The organism is Natrialba chahannaoensis JCM 10990 (assembly GCF_000337135.1).
GTDB classification, from domain to species: domain Archaea; phylum Halobacteriota; class Halobacteria; order Halobacteriales; family Natrialbaceae; genus Natrialba; species Natrialba chahannaoensis.
On record NZ_AOIN01000008.1, the window covers coordinates 49,464 to 66,428 of the forward strand.

At 51.8% G+C, this 16,965-nt stretch carries 13 protein-coding genes and 4 pseudogenes; 4 read left to right on the forward strand and 13 right to left on the reverse strand.

The window, feature by feature from the left end; genetic code table 11:
* Positions 1-355 precede the first annotated feature (355 nt).
* The 3 genes from C482_RS00210 to C482_RS00220 all read left to right on the forward strand — a co-directional run bounded on the left by C482_RS00210 (position 356) and on the right by C482_RS00220 (position 4,589).
* Positions 356-2,236: an NERD domain-containing protein gene (locus C482_RS00210; RefSeq protein WP_161605581.1), complete on the forward strand. Its 1,881-nt coding sequence runs from the start codon at positions 356-358 to the stop codon at positions 2,234-2,236.
* Positions 2,237-2,580: 344 nt separating this feature from the next.
* Positions 2,581-3,573, forward strand: coding sequence for a hypothetical protein (locus tag C482_RS00215; RefSeq protein WP_152421938.1), 993 nt, complete (start codon positions 2,581-2,583; stop codon positions 3,571-3,573).
* 74 nt (positions 3,574-3,647) lie between these two features.
* Entirely contained in the window at positions 3,648-4,589 is a 942-nt protein-coding gene (locus tag C482_RS00220; protein WP_006165241.1) for a hypothetical protein, read from the forward strand.
* 270 nt (positions 4,590-4,859) lie between these two features.
* Here C482_RS00220 and C482_RS20925 read toward each other — a convergent pair whose 3' ends face one another.
* Together C482_RS20925 and C482_RS00225 are read right to left on the reverse strand one after the other, a co-directional pair.
* A complete protein-coding gene (locus tag C482_RS20925; protein ID WP_152421939.1) occupies positions 4,860-6,494 on the reverse strand; it encodes a hypothetical protein in 1,635 nt (544 codons plus the stop codon).
* A gap of 41 nt (positions 6,495-6,535) precedes the next feature.
* The gene (locus C482_RS00225) at positions 6,536-7,546 is read right to left on the reverse strand and encodes a tyrosine-type recombinase/integrase (RefSeq protein ID WP_006165242.1); all 1,011 of its coding nucleotides are present in this window, start codon (positions 7,544-7,546) and stop codon (positions 6,536-6,538) included.
* Between the two features lie 486 nt (positions 7,547-8,032).
* Between C482_RS00225 and C482_RS00230 the strand changes: the two genes are divergently transcribed.
* Positions 8,033-9,064: an NAD(P)/FAD-dependent oxidoreductase gene (locus C482_RS00230; protein WP_006165244.1), complete on the forward strand. Its 1,032-nt coding sequence runs from the start codon at positions 8,033-8,035 to the stop codon at positions 9,062-9,064.
* 59 nt (positions 9,065-9,123) lie between these two features.
* Here C482_RS00230 and C482_RS22135 read toward each other — a convergent pair.
* The 11 genes and pseudogenes from C482_RS22135 to C482_RS00270 all read right to left on the reverse strand — a co-directional run.
* Positions 9,124-9,408 (reverse strand): annotated as a pseudogene (locus C482_RS22135) (glycoside hydrolase family 15 protein); the annotation flags it as partial.
* Positions 9,366-9,503 carry a hypothetical protein gene (locus C482_RS21970; protein WP_162530998.1) on the reverse strand — a complete coding sequence of 46 codons (138 nt, stop codon included), beginning with the start codon at positions 9,501-9,503 and terminating at the stop codon, positions 9,366-9,368. The gene C482_RS21970 and the pseudogene C482_RS22135, both read right to left, overlap by 43 nt.
* A gap of 31 nt (positions 9,504-9,534) precedes the next feature.
* On the reverse strand, positions 9,535-10,950 hold the full coding sequence (locus tag C482_RS00235) for an FAD-dependent oxidoreductase (RefSeq protein ID WP_006165246.1): 1,416 nt from the start codon (positions 10,948-10,950) through the stop codon (positions 9,535-9,537).
* Positions 10,951-11,036: 86 nt separating this feature from the next.
* Positions 11,037-11,111: pseudogene (locus C482_RS20120) on the reverse strand (integrase core domain-containing protein); the annotation flags it as partial.
* Between the two features lie 10 nt (positions 11,112-11,121).
* Positions 11,122-11,796: an IS6 family transposase gene (locus tag C482_RS00240; protein WP_006165248.1), complete on the reverse strand. Its 675-nt coding sequence runs from the start codon at positions 11,794-11,796 to the stop codon at positions 11,122-11,124.
* A gap of 135 nt (positions 11,797-11,931) precedes the next feature.
* Positions 11,932-12,352 (reverse strand): annotated as a pseudogene (locus tag C482_RS00245) (IS5/IS1182 family transposase); the annotation flags it as partial.
* 76 nt (positions 12,353-12,428) lie between these two features.
* Positions 12,429-13,376, reverse strand: coding sequence for a hypothetical protein (locus C482_RS00250; RefSeq protein ID WP_006165251.1), 948 nt, complete (start codon positions 13,374-13,376; stop codon positions 12,429-12,431).
* Positions 13,377-13,456: 80 nt separating this feature from the next.
* Positions 13,457-13,638, reverse strand: a pseudogene (locus tag C482_RS22140) (hypothetical protein); the annotation flags it as partial.
* A gap of 255 nt (positions 13,639-13,893) precedes the next feature.
* Positions 13,894-14,778, reverse strand: coding sequence for an SDR family oxidoreductase (locus C482_RS00260; RefSeq protein ID WP_049896358.1), 885 nt, complete (start codon positions 14,776-14,778; stop codon positions 13,894-13,896).
* 136 nt (positions 14,779-14,914) lie between these two features.
* Entirely contained in the window at positions 14,915-15,181 is a 267-nt protein-coding gene (locus C482_RS00265; protein ID WP_241431852.1) for a hypothetical protein, read from the reverse strand.
* Positions 15,182-15,632: 451 nt separating this feature from the next.
* Positions 15,633-16,886 carry a tRNA (N(6)-L-threonylcarbamoyladenosine(37)-C(2))-methylthiotransferase gene (locus tag C482_RS00270; protein ID WP_006165254.1) on the reverse strand — a complete coding sequence of 418 codons (1,254 nt, stop codon included), beginning with the start codon at positions 16,884-16,886 and terminating at the stop codon, positions 15,633-15,635.
* Between the last annotated feature and the right edge of the window lie 79 nt (positions 16,887-16,965).

The window sequence follows — 16,965 nt, forward strand, 5'->3', positions numbered from 1 at the left end:
TGGCGGACTCCGGTTGGATCTGGCCAGCGAACGATTTGATGTCTCGCCGCGAGCTTTGAAGAAGCACTACGATCCGCGTATAAAGGAGAAGCAGATGGTAGACCGATCAGATGTAGTTCGAAAAGCCTGGGCAGAAGGGTAAGTTTCCAACTGGACTGATTGATCCATTGTTCTTCTCTATCCTTTTGCGTACTTCGAACGGCATTTGAGTCTAATCTCCTCTAAGAAGGCAATATACTACTAACTAGAAATCAACGCTACAAAAATGGGATCATATCAATGCGATAACTGCGGTGAACCATTTTGCACACTAACTAGGCTTCGTCTCCACGAGGATAATTGTGAAGATATAAATATGGAAATTGATAGTTCCCGCGTTACTGCACTCTCTCAAGTTGGAACTGGGAGTCAATTCCAGTCACAAATGGATCGACGACGAAACCGGTTGGAAGAGCATGGCATCGACTCTATTACTGAGGCTGTTCAGCAGCTTAGAAGGAATATTCATGAACACGGTCCTCAAGAATTTGTTAAAGAACTTTGGTATCATGAACTTATTCGGTCCACTTCCTACGAGATGTTAGACGAAGATACAGGATTGCCACCCAAGATGGTCGAGTACCTCTTTGGACTTGCCACAACAATTCCACCAACCGAGCAACAATCTTCAGCGGTCAATTTCTACGATGTAATCGACTCGCTATCTTTAGTATATGATCAGCTTAGACTGAAGCAAGACGAGGTGCTAGCTAACGCAGATTCAGCGGAGGAGCGACGAAAAGCGCACGTTCAGCACAGTCAACTGGAACGAGAACTAACCACTGGACGATTTGCTCATGGAACACAACGTCGGGAGTTTACACGCCGAGTCTACTCACGTGTAGACGAAGAACTATCGGATATTTTGGGACTTAGTGCATCGGAGGCTGTCTCACTTGCCGATGATCTCCTTCGCTTCCATCAGGCAACACTGGGGGACAAACAACTCGCCCCAATTATACAGCACGTTGTTGACATCGGTGATGGACCGTTTCAGGTGCAATCTGAAGACGCCATAGCAAAAGCCCAAACCGATCCTCGGTCAGCTTTCCCCTCCATTTGGGTTAATGTAGCTAAATATGATAATCATCGACTCAATCCACTAGGATCAGATTTTGAAAACGGGGAATATGAGAGATATGAAGATACATTTGGGACAATTCGGGAGGTCGTCCCTGAACTAGGGTTTACTTCTACTGAGTTCCGCGAAACGCTAGAGGGGGAACTGAATAATCTAGACTCGTTCTTCGAATCAATGAGTATCGGTATCGGCGAGTATGAAAGTAATCCAGAGGACTTGTCTGGTTCATTTTCGAAGTTTGATTACCCATTTGACCATAACCCCATTCATGAATACCCTCTTTTGAGTGATCAGGACGGTCGTTTCTATCTTGGACCTCAGAACTCCCTCTGGTTTTCTCTTTCAACCAGGTTTCGCTATAATATCCTTGACAGCAAACATGAAGGGATCGGCACAAGGAAGATTGGAGAAGGTGCAGAGGACTGGGTAGGAGAATGTCTCGAAAACGTCAATGATGAAAATGTGTGTATATTAACTAGCGTTGACTATGATTATCGGGATGGCGAATCAGATTTTGTGCTGCTATACGACGATACAGTAGTTGTTATTGAAGTCAAAACTAGAGGATTACGACTTGGCTCTCGCCTCGGTCCGTTTGATTCGTTTGAGAAAATTCAGCAAGATGCTGAAGAAGTCATTGGTGAACCCTATGAGGAACAAGCCTTGAAATTGCTTAATGGGATTAAGGATGGTAATGTAACTAACCTTCAAGGCGATGAAGGGTCTGTTCGGGTCGATCCTGACCGTTTTTCGGATTATGTCCCCGTCCTTGTAGTTGCTCGTCCACTAGACTATGCAGGGACGATTCTCCATACAGATCTCCTTGATCTAGGAGAGAACCCACCATATATTACAGATATCTATAGCCTGCAAACCATTTGCCAACACCTCTCTGGGAGTGGTGCCCTACTCAACTACATTAAAAAACGAATCAAGGTTGGAGTTACTGGAAGAGCTCTCAGTATTGACGAGATCGACTACCTTGGTGAGTACCTTGATCATGGCTTAGAGTATCCCGAAGTCCCTGAAGAGGGGTTGGTCAATATAATACACGCTGGTTCTCATTTGGAAAGGATCTATGACACCGGCTTAGTGGATGACATGGAACACTTGTGATTAATTTCTAAATGGGACGTCTCTAATTTGGGGGCTAATATCCCCGTTAGTGGGAAACCTGGCTTCCATGAGGGGATTTCTCTTTCCCGTGGTTTGGAAGAGGCCGCCATGCTGAACGCATTCTCTGGGCCTCGTTTAGACGCAACGGAAAACGACTCTAACGCTTTGTTCTCAAAATGTGAATTTGTACCACGAGGTGCTCGCTACTGTATTTTGCTCGGCCGAAATGACTCCTGACCCGCCCATTCGGGAGCGTCTAAACAGGACCCCATTCTCTGTATCTTACAAATTGTTTTTATCGCCTTCCTTGAACCGACCGTTCGGCGAAAAAGTTTGATCAAAAGGTGAGTCCGAAAATTCATCAATTTAAATACACCAAGGGTGTAAGAGGCGACATGTCCCAATATCAAAGATCTCCGTATAATACTCTTTGGCAGTACCATTTCCCATTTGAGTACTGGTATAACCGTCTGGAGAAAATTAACCCACATAACGACGCCGACCGTTTAGAAGCCCTTTATTCTCTCGTCAAACTTACAGAGATTTACTCACGGGCTTTCTCAGCTGCAGTTCAAAACCCAAACCATCCTTGGTACTACCTTGATGAGCACGTTCATCTCGGCGATGTTGATGACACATTTGATATCCTGTGGACCAACGGAAACACTGCTATTGGGAGAGTACCCCAGAACTCAGATGACACGACTACTGTCGATGCTGAAGACGATCTGAGCCTTGATAAGGCAGACGCTATTACAGCAAGCTTGTTGGGTGTTCCTTACCAAATTGATGATACAGGAAAAGTTGAGCTACAGGAGTCACCAGCACTTCACCGCGATATCTGTCAGATAATCTTGAACGCTTTTAAGGAGCAATCTTTTCTGCATCAAAGCTTTAATCAGGGATTCTGTGTACTTCCAGTATCACCGGATACTGTTGAGGTCACTATCGAATCATTTGGACTGTTAAACGATGAGAATAGAGCGCAATTTCAGAGTCAGATTGACACTCTCAAAGAGCGATATAACGAAGATCAATGGCCTATGACATTCGCCCAGCTCGGAAAGCAAGCCACCGATCAAGGGGAGGTATCCCAACTGCGAATCTACCAGGTTGATGTGTGGATCTGCTACAAGTTTGCAGAGGTAGTACTAGATGCACTGTTTAACCTGATTTCCCCAGGTCCAGGGATTAGGTTACAAGGTAGCCTCTCAGATGTACCAGTAGAAAATCTCGAAAAAGAAGCAAATTTCACTGAATTGATTTTTGAGGTTGAAACTCCGATTCAGGGTCAACTAACGCGTATTGTGACCGAGGAAACGTTTCAGACACAGTAGTCGTACGTATGCTTGGTTCAATAGCTCTTAGCCTAATGCTGATGCATAAGTTGTACTAGAAGGAACGAAGCAATATGCACCCTCGTCAGGATTCCCCGTTCAAATCGCTCTGGCAGTCACGATATCCCTTCGAGTACTGGTCAAACCGCCTTGAGAAAATCAATCCGTACAATCAGGCGGATCGACTAGAGGCCCTCTACAGCTTGGTCCAAATATCAGACATATATGTTCATATTTTCGCGGCCTACGCGCAAAACCCGGACATGCCATGGTTCTTTCTTAAAGAGAACACACGTCGATGGCATATTGACGATGTCCTTGACCAGCTCCGAATGAATGGCATAATCACTGTGGGTGGCTTAGTAAACGACGGCGAGGGAACCATTACGGTCGATACCCGTGACGAGTTTGATCTTCACGAGATGGACGCTGTTGCCGCCGGTGTGCTGGGATGTCCGTACACCGTTGACGAGGAGTCGAAATCGGTCCTCTTCGAGGAGCCGCCAGAATTACATCGCGGAGTCGCAAACGCCATCCTCAATTTTGCTGATGAAAATAGAGCGCTCCTCAATGATTTCAAGCACGGATTCAGAGTACTTCCAGTAACTCCCGACGATATCGAATCGATGCTTCAGTCGTCTTTCCGACTGGATGAGGAAGATCAAGAAGAATTCAAGACTAAACTCGAAGCGCTTCGGAAGCGCCAAGAGCGGGATGATTGGGGGTTCAGCTTCGTTCGAATCCATGCCGATGAGCAAGACTACGGCTATGATCTTCAATTGGATCTCTATCACGTAGATGCCTGGACTTGCTATAAGTTCGCAGACCTAACGTTGGTTGCACTCCACAACCTGATCAGTCCTGGTCATGGCGAACATCTCGAAGAGAGTCTATTAGAAGTGCCAATTGACATGCTGGAAGGTAACAATTCATTCATCGAGCATATCTTCGGATTCGGTCTTCCAATCCGGAACAATCCAGAGATCGTCGTGCCCTATGATGAATTTCAATCATAGCACCAAAAATCAGTCCCACAGTGGGTCGGACGATCCACGACCACACGTCGTCACTTGGTGCCTCGACCTCGCCGGCGCACTACAACGGGGAATATTTCTGGTGGCCTACGCGTGGTATGCAGGGAAACGCTGCTGCTTACGGGTGGGGAAGCCGGTGAATAGGGGTCGATCAATACTGGAATGATTGCGCGGCCGCTCTACCGTTTTGATGTGCCTTCAACACTTAATCGGAAGAACGTCAATATGGTAGATGATTATGGATAGTCACCGCTATTGATTAAGTATCTCAAGAATAAAGTTACTCAGCCAAATTTCAAACTCATCAGATGGTTCTGCATCTCCATCTATAATGTCAAAACTATAGTATTGCAATTCATTATCCCTTTCAACATACCATTCAAATATTTCTTCTAGTAGAAATGGATTATCTTTACCATAAGAATTAATAGTGCGATTCATACTATTGAACCATAAATCCCAATTGGAATCGCCGTACTGTTCTACTTCTGAGAATAGGTATGCTGTTTCAAGATATAAAGCAATTAATCGTAGTCCAGATTCCTTATCACAGTTTAGATATACTGCTTCGCATAAATCTGAAAGGGCAGAACTCAGCGAGAGATGAAGGTCAATTGATGAATCGAACTCCAATGATTCATCATAAATCCATACTATAGCACTTAGTAGATTTTCCTGGACTTGTTTTAGACGGTCGCTCTCCGACTCAACCCCCGATGTGATTTTCATTCCATTGCTATTTTGATCTGGAAGTGGTATTGTTGGTAAATTATAATTCTCTGAGAGAATCCGATAAATACCTTCATACGTGGAAACCAGAGTGCTTGAAATGTATGTGAAATTCTCCGGATCTCTCTTCCCAAAAGAGGAGTCTTGCAGTGTTTTAATAGGGAAGTGGGATAAAGAAATAATAGTACTCTTTGACACGGACTCTAAATCATTTCTTTGGAGTTCATCAACCGCTTCATAATATATGTCCATGTACACTATCCAATTACCAAAGTTACCTGATTGTGAATGAAAAACAGTATCAATTCTGCTTATCGACTTTGAGGTTGACTGTAGGATTGACACAGAATCATGACATGTACCTTCAACTGCAGCGGTTAGAACAATGTCTCTAAGATACATATGTAACTCTTCAGCCTCATTATCAATGGTCAACTTCACTAATCCCGGTATTCTAGTTAGAATTAGCCTGTCAACGTTCGAGGATATCTCCCAAGGTTGATGACCGCTCTCAGATACGACTGATTTGGCCAATGGCCTATGTGCTAATAATAGCCGTCTTCCTGTGTCGATATCGTTTCGGTTTATTGCATTTTGGGTACCTTTCGTTGTTTCATCTATCGCTGTTTCATTATCTACCAGAGCATTAGTACTCTCAATATACCCCCTAATCGAAATCAGTCGGGGGAAAGTTGACAGACTAGCTAATAGTAAAAATAAAGTTAAAAAGCCTAGTGATAGAACGATTGTTAAAATAAGTTCCTGATATACTCTCTGAAAATTCTGGATGAAACTATAAGTTAGAAGTTCAAACACTGTTGCTGTCACAATCATAACGATAGTCAATCTTAATATGGGAACGCTGAAGATTCTTCTAGACAGTGACGATTCTAGATTATTACTTACATTCTGAACACCCAAAATAATGAGCGAAAATAGAATGGATAGTGTTATGAGCTGAATTGACGCTAATGTAAGTAACAAATTGAACGCTTGTTCCAGACCAATGGTCAAGCCAAGCAACTTCCCCAAAATATATGCTATAAAACTTACCACAACGACCGTAATTACAAATCCTGCGTAGCATTTTATGGGTTCCTCAAGTGCTATCTCCTCAAGTCTCGGAATGATCAAGAATTTATTATGTTTAGATAACATTACTATGTGTGGAATGATTGTTCAATAGTATTTGTTCTTTTTCAATGTGGGAGATAACGACGTCGCTGTCGAAGCTTTTCGCGTTCTGACCGCTGGTCATAGTGGCGGTCCAGAACAGTCTCGCTGGCGTCCATCCGATCACTCACGACGTTCTCAGGAACGTCAGATTTGAGAAAATGAGTGATCGCACCTCGTCGAACTGGATGAGGACTCAACGAGGAAGGACAGGCATGCGAGCGCTCGGTAGGTAGCGCGTCACAACTGTTGAGATTCCGATCATGAGGGCAGCTATCAGTGTAGACGCACGGGCGCGTGTACTGATAGACGATCGTCCGACCACGGGTCCGACTCAAGCGATCGATTTTCGTCGCAAACAGCGGCTTTCGGTCGTACTGATCAACGACGCCCGGATGATTGACCGAGAGCCAGTCATCTAATACCTCGCAGACTGGGTCACTCAGTGCGACGAGTCGTTCGCTCTTTCGCCCGTTCTTGAGAGAAGTCCCCTCCTCAGGCCGATGAACGAGTGTGAGATACTGCTCGTCAGCGTTGTAGTCTTCAATATCGAGCCCAATTGCTGCGCCGATACGAAGTCCCGTGTGCCAGAGAACTTCCATCAATGCGTGTTCTAAGCGCGCGTATCGGTATTGATCGAGAAATTCTAAGATCTGCTGGGCACGATCCGGATTCAGCAACTCGGATCGAGCATCGGCTTCGGTCGTGGTCGGAAGGATGATCTTCTCGTCGAGCCCTTGCTCTACTGCATCGATCGTCGCACAGAAGCGGAGGAACATTCGCAAGGTTGCGAGTTGCCCTTTCATGCTGGCTGTTGCGAGCTCATCTTCGTTTCGTCGTTTGACGCGGAAGCGATGGATATCTCGCCCGCCGAACTCGTTGAGATTGTCGATACCGTCCTGTTCACACCACTGGACGAACTGCTTGAGACGATACCGGTGAGACTGGATCGTCGCGTCCGCGAGTTCGTGGCTTCGTTCGTTGAGATACATCTGCATCGCCTCTGCTGGGGCGAGTGGTTCGAGGTTGTCTGTCATGGTCTCTCACTGAAGGCCGAAGACAGCGAGTTCTAAACGCTACTCTTAGCGCTTTTCGCGTCTACGAACAGCTGGCTGAGAGTCCCGAAGATTCTGGATAATCCCCGTCAGGGCCCATCCAGAAACTGCACGGTTCTGAGCCAACGTGTTTTTGGGATACTACGCTTATACTCCTTATTTTCTGATTTCGAGTAGTGATTGACCCTCAAGTTGTGTGCAGAGTTCATCTATAGTAACAACTACAACTATTTACACACTGATCGTACAGCTGTCGGTCGATCAGGTGTGCAGTGACTTGCAGTAGCTACTATAGCTGTTAGACGAGGGTTGATGTCGATGCGACAGAAACGGCATTCGTCGAACGCGTCGGCGAACCCGAGCAACAGTGGCTGAACACAACTCACCATCCAGTAATCCGGTCACGAACCAGTTAGCTGACTCTTATAGCTAACCAAGGGTAACTGGGTAACACATGGTGATCATATCGTGACGGCAGCCGCCACTCAGTCGGACGAACAACGCTACGACATCGTCGTCGTTGGCGGCGGCCCGGCAGGCCTAACGACTGCCCTCTACGGGGCCCGTCTCGGCCACGAAACCGCGGTGTTCGACCGCGGCGGCGGCCGTGCGGCGATGATGCAGGACACGCACAACGTCATCGGCGTTCCCGAATCCGTCTCCGGAAACGAGTTCCTCGAGACGGCACGCGATCAGCTCCGATCGTACGGCGGGGCGTACCGCCGCGAGTTCGTGACGGCTATCGACCGCCACGGAGAGGCGTTCGAAGTTGAGACGACTGACGGATCAGTCCTCGCGGACCGCGTCGTCCTTGCGACCGGCTTCTCCGACGCACGTCCCGAGCCGCCCTTGCCACGAACCGGGCGCGGACTGCACTACTGCCTTCACTGCGACGCGTACATGTTCGTCGACGAGCCGGTGTACGTGATGGGCCACGGCGACAGCGCCGCATACGTCGCTATGATCATGCTGAATTTCACATCCGACGTCGATCTGCTCCTTCGCGGTGCGGAGCCAACGTGGAGCGACGAGACGGACGCACTGCTTTCGGAACACCCCGTCGACATCGTTCACGAGGAGGTCACCGGCGTCCGAAACGGTGAGGGCGGCTGGCTCGAGGCACTGAAGTTCGAAAACGGGGCAGCTCGCGACTATCGAGGCGGGTTCGCGATGTACGGTGCCGAGTACAACAACGATCTGGCGGTGTCACTTGACGCCGAACTGAACGATGACGGGACGGTTGTCGTCGACGATCACGGTCGAACGTCGGTCGACGGCCTCTACGCCGTCGGCGACCTCACACCTGGGCACAATCAGGTCCCGGTCGCGATGGGACAGGGTGCGAAAGCGGGGCTCACACTCCACAAGAGTCTCCGCGCGTTTCCGAAATCCCTCGATGAACTCGAGACGGACGGTCGCGTGACGCAGGCTGACGTCCCCGCGATTGCCGACGCGTTGCGACGACAGGCTGGTGCGCACTCGAGTGCGGAAGGGGACTGATTATCAGGAGCGGACGGAACAGATTATTCGTCCGAAAGTACCGGTAAGTAGTCTCGAGGCTACTGGCTGTGTGTGCCGTTCACGATTGGCTTTCCGAGTCGGATTCCCATCGGTGCCGGACCTGGCGTCCCGTTCCCGAGAGCGTATCCGAGGTACAGGGCACTGTTGACGATTCCGATGTGACTGAACGCCTGCGGGAAATTCCCGAGGTGCGCCCCGGTTTCCGCGTCTATCTCCTCGGCGACGAGTCCGAGCGGACTCAGGTACTCGAGTAACGCTTCGAATCGAGATCGTGCATCGTCTACGCGTCCGGAGAGCGCAAGGGCGTTGACGAGCCAGCACGACCCTCGAAGACGACATCCCGAACGCCGATCTCGTCGGCCTGAACGATTCGAATCACTGGGTGCCGGAAGATCGGTCGGCAGCCTATCTCGAGCATCTCGAGGCGTTTCTCGCAGCATAGTACCAAGTTACTGCACGTGTCCGGAGAGCACCTTCGCGGCGACGAGCACCGGATCCCACGTCGTGTTGAACGGTGGGGCGTACGCGAGGTCGTAGTTCTCGAGGTCGGAGACGATCGCTGCCTCCGTAAGCGCCGCGACGATCGCGTGGCTACGGTGGACGGCCCCCTCGCCGAACTTGCTGACGAGACTCGCACCGAGGACGCGTCCCGTCTCGCGGTCGGCGGTCAGCGTGATCGTCACCGTCCCGCCCTCCGGATAGTAGCCCGCACGGGAGTTCGCCGTAATGGTTTCGCTCACCGGGTCGAAGCCGGCCGCTCGAGCGTCATCGTGGTCCAGAAGTCCGGTCCGCGCCGCTTCAACGTCGAACGCCTTGACGGCCGCCGTGCCGGCGATCGCACCGCCGTCGGTCGGCTGTCCGGTGACCGTCTGGCCGACTGCACGACCGTGGCGGTTGGCAGTCAGTGCGAGCGGGACGTACGCTGGTTCGTCCGTGACGACGTGGGTTGACTCGGCGCAGTCGCCCGCTGCATAGATGTCGGGAGCGTTCGTCTCTCGATATGTATCGGTCGCTATTGCGCCAGTCTCACCGAGTTCGATGCCAGCGTCCTCGGCGAGCCCCGTTCGCGGTCGGACACCGGTTCCGAGCAGCGCCATCTCGACCGCAATCCGGTCGTCGTCGGTGACGACGGCTTCGATACGGTCATCGCCCGAAAGCGTCTGTACGTCGGCTCCGAGGTGTAACGCAACGTCTTGCTCCCGGAGGTGGTCCGCGACGGCATCGCTCGTCGCATCACTGAACCCCTTCAGCACGCGATCGCCACGCTGGAACAGGTTGACTTCGAACCCGTTCGCGGCCAGCGCTTCGGCCATTTCGACGCCGATGTAGCCGCCGCCAACGATCCCGACTGGTCCGGCACAGTCTTCGAGGTATCGACAGGCCGGCCCTCTGTCGGGCTGTTGAAGCGTGCCTCCGTCTCGTGCCCTCGCGACGTATTCGCGGAGTTCCTTCCCGTCGCTCATCGATCCCAGCGTGTACACGCCCTCGAGGTCCGTGCCATCGATCGGCGGCACTACCGACTCCGATCCCGTCGCGATCAGCAACTGGTCGTATGGCTGGACTGTCCGTCCCCCATCGGATTCGGCCGTGACCGTTTTGTCGTCGGGATCGATCGCGACGGCCTCGTGTCCCGTCCGGAGGTCGATGTCGCGTTCTTCGCGAAATTCCTCTGGTGTCACCGAAACGAGGTGTTCGAGCGACTGGATCTCGCCTTTGACGTAATATGGCAACCCGCAGGCACCGTAAGACACCCACTGCCCCTTCTCGAAAACGACAACTTCCAGATCAGGGTCCTCGCGTTTCGCTTTGCTCGCGGCGGACATTCCCGCTGCATCACCACCGACGATAACGAACGTCTCAGTCATCGGTGAACCCTCGCCGGGCTGTGAATTCTGGATCGAGATACAAGACAGCTGTCGTTTTGGATACAGAATCGTTCGGTAGGCACTGTCTAGTTTAGCACCTCCGCTGGCGTCTGTCCGTTGAGTGATTGATGTGGTCGTTGTGTGTTGTAGTAGTGTACAAACNGGCACTGTCTAGTTTAGCACCTCCGCTGGCGTCTGTCCGTTGAGTGATTGATGTGGTCGTTGTGTGTTGTAGTAGTGTACAAACTGCTCAAGCCATTCTCTGACGCTCGCCCGACTGCCCACCCACGAGTTATGGAAGCGGTCAACTCTCATCTTCAAGGTGTGAAACCACTTTTCGATCAGGTTTCGATCAACGTAGTCGAGCTGACCGCTCAATCCTAATCGAGAGAGGGCAGTCAGATATCCATAGCCATCAGCGAGAAACACGGTATTGGATAGATCATGTTTCTCGGTCAACCGATGCAGAAACGCAGCAGCTGGATCGGTGCCTCGACGTCCGAACACTGCGACATCGAGAATTAGTTTTGAGTCCAAGTCTATTGCAGCGTATACCCAAGACCAGTCTCCGTTAATCCTGACAGCGGTTTCATCAATGGCGACCCGCGACGGCTTCGCCGTCGGCGGGTCTGGAACGCTGTCAGCCAGCCGATGTACCCAGTTCCAGATCGCTTGATGGGAGCGTTCCACACCGATCAAGCGAAGAATTGCTTGTGTCTCTCGAAGAGAACAACCGGTCGCGTGGAGACGGACGGCGAACCCCCTGACGGGCGTCGCCGTCCGCTCACGCTCCCAACATTCATCAAATTCCGCCGCGTAGCTCTCGCTGAGCAGGTCTACGAGCATTGTTCCAAACTAACTCTACGACCTGCTCACTTCTCAAACTGGCCTAACTAGACACTGCCNTAGCTCTCGCTGAGCAGGTCTACGAGCATTGTTCCAAACTAACTCTACGACCTGCTCACTTCTCAAACTGGCCTAACTAGACACTGCCGTCAGTGTCGTCACTTTCAGCGTCTGAACGCTATTCCCGGATCGCTGGCGGTAGTACGATGAAGCAGCGCGTCGATCGAAGAACGTACTGTCGAGAGCGACGTGTCCAGACTGCGGGTGTTGTTGCGCTGAAACGCGCAGCAACGCCCGCCACACCCACATTTTCAGCCGATCGAACGACTTGTAGATCGTGCTGTAATCCGGCAGCTCGTCCTGATCTAGGCCAAGTACGTCACGAACCTCAGACATGTACTTCAGCCGGTTCGGCGTTTCACGGTAGCTATGTCCTCTTCGAGCCGAAAACAGTGCAAAACGACATGTACCCAGCGGGCGAACCCGCGTGCTTCCCCAACGCTTGTTTGGCTAGGTCTCGACACTGCTCAACGAAGTCGAGGATATCGATTTCCATATCCACCTCGATTTCCTCGACTTCATCCTTCTAACCCGTGATATCAGCTGATTAGATCGCTCTTCAACAGAGGAAGTTAAGCAGATTTTTCATCAGTTTCCCAGGCAATTTCACTTCCACTTGAGCCATAATTCTTGTCGAACATCTCTAATGCAAGGACTATCCAATCAGCAACAGCATCTATCTCGTCAGTGGCGAGTGAGATCACAATCTTGTCTTGTTGTGTGTCTACTGATATTTTTTCCTCGAATTCTCGCCGACCAAACATACTAAATGCAGCTGATAATAAATCCAAGTCAAATGTCTCAAACTGAATTCCATCCTCATGGAAAACACGCAAAATAACCCATGATCTCCCGTCGATAACTCCGCCGACACCTGATGCTTTGCAGCCAGGAACTGCTATTTCTCGATCAATTTCAATTCTGGGCTCGTTATCTACTATCCTGTCCTCAAGTATTTTATATTTCGGATCGGGTAAATCAACAACTGGTTTTTCTTCTTCATCTAAGTTCGTAATATCGTCGTTAGACGTACTTGCATCGGCATCAATTACGTCTGTCCCAGGGATGTATTCAAAGCCATCTTCATTTTCTGTTTCATCTGTCTCATCTGTCTCATCTGTCTCATCTATCTCATCTATCTCATCTTCTTTGTCTGACTCATCTGTCCCATCTGTCTCGTCTGGCTCAGTTTGTGCTTCGTTCTCCAAACCTAGCGCTTCGTCTCCACCAGTATCTACATTACCGGTCCCAACCGTTTCGGATCCACCATCTGTTTTCCTGTTGTTGTGGTCATCTCGAGACCTCTCTACTAAACGGTGTAGTAGGTTCGTCGACTCTCTTGTATTTCTTTCAATATTATCTAATTTGTTCCCGAGATTTTCATTTATCCTGGCCAACTCATTTTCAATCCCGTTAAGACTAGTCGACATTCTATACAGGAATACGGAGATTATAGAAAGGAAACCTATGAACGCACTTATCGCGATCCCAACTAGAGCATCTACACCAATCTCAACCATGTCTGTGTGGTAAGATGTGGTAGTTGCTAGGGGGACTAAATCCTTTCTGAAATGTTAATTATACACAAGTGAGAAGTAGATCAGGAGCTGAGAATGTCACCAATCGCTACCTTTGCTTGCTCAGTTCTGCGGTGATCGCCGCCACCGTGCCACCAGAGTAACGGAAGGTCGCACGAACGAACCATCTTATCCTGGAGGCTCGTCAGCCCCGATCGCCATGTGGTCGGTAGACGACGAAACAGTACCAGCCGTCGTGTCGCCGTGCGTCTCTCGACGGTCGTGCCGAAGTGGTTCGCTCGCTCCGAACGATTCACACGGACCACCGCTCGCGTGCCGATAGATTCCGTCTATGCGCCGCCACTGGTGGTGGACAGACTTGTTGTACACTTCCGCTAGTCTCGTCGTCCTCTCGAGAGATGAGACAGAGACAGTAGACGCTCTAAAGAGCACCTTCATCAGCTACGTATGTTTGAATGATACGAGACCCAGACTTGGGAGAATCAGCAGGGAACAGTGTTCATCTATCGCGTTGGGCATCGCGCTGGAGCACCGACTCGTAGTAGGCACCAAGCCGGTGACTTCCAGTCTCAGGCGCAATAACATCAGTCGTCATGACGTTCGTGAAGGCGTTACCTAAGCCGTAGTAACGGGAGTGGACCGGACGAACCACCGCCAGTGTCGCCCTTGTGAATCTCTCTGGGATGTGGATCACTCTGTTCGACTGTTCCAGTGCGTCAAACGCGACCGTTGCGATCTCGTTGTACGACATCGTCTCAGGACCACCGGTGTGAATCGTTTCCTCGTCACTAGCTATGGCATCAGCACATACGGCTGCGAGGTCACTGCCGTGGATTGGGTTCACCTGCGCACGTCCGTCGCCAACAAGGACGACCAACCCTCGCTCGGCCATCCGAAGCACCGCCGTCATGTCTGAGAAGTAACCTGTCGGGCGGACGATCACGTGGGAGATTGATTCCGCTTCGAGTTCCGAAACTAGGCGTTCTCGGGGCTTGATCAACTCTTCCCACAGTTGCGGTTCCGCCACAGAAACGAATATAAATTGGTCGACACCAGCGTTCATCGCCAGATCTAGTATCGTTCGGTTAGCCTTGTAGTCGACCGCCCACCGACTGGCCGACTGACGGGTTACCCCAAGCGAGGAGATCACGACGTCAATGTCGTCACAGAGCCCCGCGAGCGATCGGGGCTCGGTGGCCGAACCTACAAAAAGGTCGTCCACATGTGAGTCAACGGCCGGCTCAAGATGAGTGCCAGTGGACGAAAGTTTTTCGACCGAACCGGGCCGCGATAGTGCTCGCACCCAGTGGCCGCGGTTCGTACATGTTTCAACAATGTGACGACCGAGATACCCGGTCGCTCCCGCAACGAGCACGCGCGTCATGGCGAGTTCACCACCGCCTGGACTGACGATACAGGCGTTGCACTGCTCCGGCTCATCCGTTCCTCAATACCTCTTCGTGGATGGAGGTACCGTTACCATCCTTTGGTTCCCACTCCCACCGATCTTCAACACGTATTCATCCATCAGGAAGAATCTCTGCTGTTCCAACTGAATGGCCAGTGGCGGTTTCGCCGTCCGTCGTAATCTGAACGTAGCGAATATTCCATTCTTGCTCATCAAACGTTCCAACTAAATGTCCGTCCGCGATCTGCCCACCACAGTTATGAGCGTAGATACGTTCTCCGGTCTGTTCAAACTGAAAGACGGTGTCCGCACTTACCGCTCCGTCATCGTTTTCGATTCCGACTAGCTTTTTTCCGTCCAAGTTGATATGTTCTGGCATGAATTGAGTGAAAACGGTAAGGCGTTCTGATGATTGCGTTTCGTTAGATAGCGTTCTAATACTTAGATTGTAACGCACAAATGTGGATTCGGGAACTGTGATCCTGCTTCTTCGGGTTGGGTGAGGTCTCAATGATAGAGGACAAGAATGCGTGCGCTCGGCGGATACGTTCCAAACACCCGTTAGGCACTTCCCAAGTATACTAACAGCTGTCTGAGACTCTGACGGTTTGGACGGTCCCAACCAAGGCCAACATTAGTACCCACTACAACCGAGACACCCAGTGTGCAATCACACTCCAACTCGAGTTCGGTTCCCATCGCGTGAAGCGACACGAAGGGCATCGTGGCAGGTGGAAAGCGGCCAGCGCGGAGAAACCGCACCAGCGTTCAGCATTGACTCGCGAGGAGACGTTACTGCGTCTCTTGAACGGCATCAAATCGGAGCCAGCTCAGACCGGCGTTCCAAAGGCGTACATCGTCTCGTGGGCCGTCACTTCGAGATCGACGAAGTCGCCGGGCTCGAGGCCGTACTCGCTCGCGTTCTGGACGATGATCTGCCGGTACGCGGCGTCACGGCACTTCACGGAGTCCGCAGTGCCCTCCTCGACGACCAGCACGCCCTCGCGGATCTCGCCGACCATATCCCCGTAGGCCTCGCCAACGATGTCGCGCTTCGCCGCGCTCATCTCCTTCGACCGGTCCTTCTTGACCTGGCCGCCAAGGCCTTTCATTTCCGCCGCGTCGGTTCCCGGTCGCTTCGAGAACCGCGTGACGTTGACCTTCTCCGGGCGTGTCTCGCGCAACAGCGCCATCGACTGCTCGTGGTCGTGTTCCGTCTCCGTCGGGAACCCCACGATGAAGTCCGTCGACAGCGTCCAGTACTCGAGTACATCGTCGAACGTCTCGATCACCTCGAGGTACTCGCTCACCTGGTGTTGGCGGCGCATGTCGCCGAGGACATCGTCGCTGCCGGACTGGACGGGGGCGTGCAGGAAGTTGTAGAGTTCGTCGTTGGCGGCGAACACGTCGGCCAGTTCCTCGCGGATGCCGTGGACACCCTTCGGATTGGCCATGCCGACGCGGACGCGGAAGTCGCCCTCGATGGCACAGATGTCTTCGAGCAGGCGGTGGAGCTTGCGCTCGCCCTCGTCCCAGCCGTAGACGCCGGTGTCCTGGCCGGTAATGCGAATTTCCTTCGCGCCGGCGTGGATGAGCGCGCGGGCCTTTTCGACGTTTTCCTCGATTGAGGGGGAGTCGATCTTGCCGGTCGCCTTCTTCGTGATACAGTAAGAGCAATCGGACATACAGCCCCGGGCGATGGGGAGGATGCCGACGACGCCGTCGAGAATCGGCTCGGCGTCGGGGGTCGTCGTCGGACACTCGCCGTTGGTGACGGCCTCGGGGACTTCGTCCCAGTGAAGCACCTGGCCGTCGACATCGGCCTGTGCGAACTCCTCGCCCTGCGCGAGGGCCATACAGCCGGTGATGAAGAGGTCCGCCGTCTCCGCGGAGAGCTCCTCGGCACGGCGAAGCATGTTGCGCTCGGTCTTCTCGACGACGGTGCAGGTGTTCAGAATGGCGACGTCGGCGTCGTCTGGTCCGTCGACCCGGTAGTGGCCCGCATCGCGGAGCCGTCGCTCGATCTCGCGACTCTCTCCGCGATTGGACGTACAGCCGTACGTTTCGATGTGATACCGGGCCATCGTCGTACACCGGTATCGGATCCGGGCGGCCAAAAGCCCGACGGATCGCGGCCGCGGTGCACGCCGGTTCTAGGCAGAG

Excerpts from the sequence above, each read along its gene's own strand:
- C482_RS00240 (WP_006165248.1), bottom strand. The coding sequence starts at position 11,796 with ATGCTCGTAGACCTGCTCAGCGAGAGCTACGCGGCGGAATTTGATGAA.
- C482_RS00235 (WP_006165246.1), bottom strand. The coding sequence starts at position 10,950 with ATGACTGAGACGTTCGTTATCGTCGGTGGTGATGCAGCGGGAATGTCC.
- C482_RS00250 (WP_006165251.1), bottom strand. The coding sequence starts at position 13,376 with ATGGTTGAGATTGGTGTAGATGCTCTAGTTGGGATCGCGATAAGTGCG.
- C482_RS21970 (WP_162530998.1), bottom strand. The coding sequence starts at position 9,503 with ATGCTCGAGATAGGCTGCCGACCGATCTTCCGGCACCCAGTGATTCGA.
- C482_RS20925 (WP_152421939.1), bottom strand. The coding sequence starts at position 6,494 with ATGTTATCTAAACATAATAAATTCTTGATCATTCCGAGACTTGAGGAG.
- C482_RS00220 (WP_006165241.1), top strand. The coding sequence starts at position 3,648 with ATGCACCCTCGTCAGGATTCCCCGTTCAAATCGCTCTGGCAGTCACGA.
- C482_RS00265 (WP_241431852.1), bottom strand. The coding sequence starts at position 15,181 with ATGCCAGAACATATCAACTTGGACGGAAAAAAGCTAGTCGGAATCGAA.
- C482_RS00270 (WP_006165254.1), bottom strand. The coding sequence starts at position 16,886 with ATGGCCCGGTATCACATCGAAACGTACGGCTGTACGTCCAATCGCGGA.
- C482_RS00225 (WP_006165242.1), bottom strand. The coding sequence starts at position 7,546 with ATGACAGACAACCTCGAACCACTCGCCCCAGCAGAGGCGATGCAGATG.
- C482_RS00260 (WP_049896358.1), bottom strand. The coding sequence starts at position 14,778 with ATGACGCGCGTGCTCGTTGCGGGAGCGACCGGGTATCTCGGTCGTCAC.
- C482_RS00210 (WP_161605581.1), top strand. The coding sequence starts at position 356 with ATGGAAATTGATAGTTCCCGCGTTACTGCACTCTCTCAAGTTGGAACT.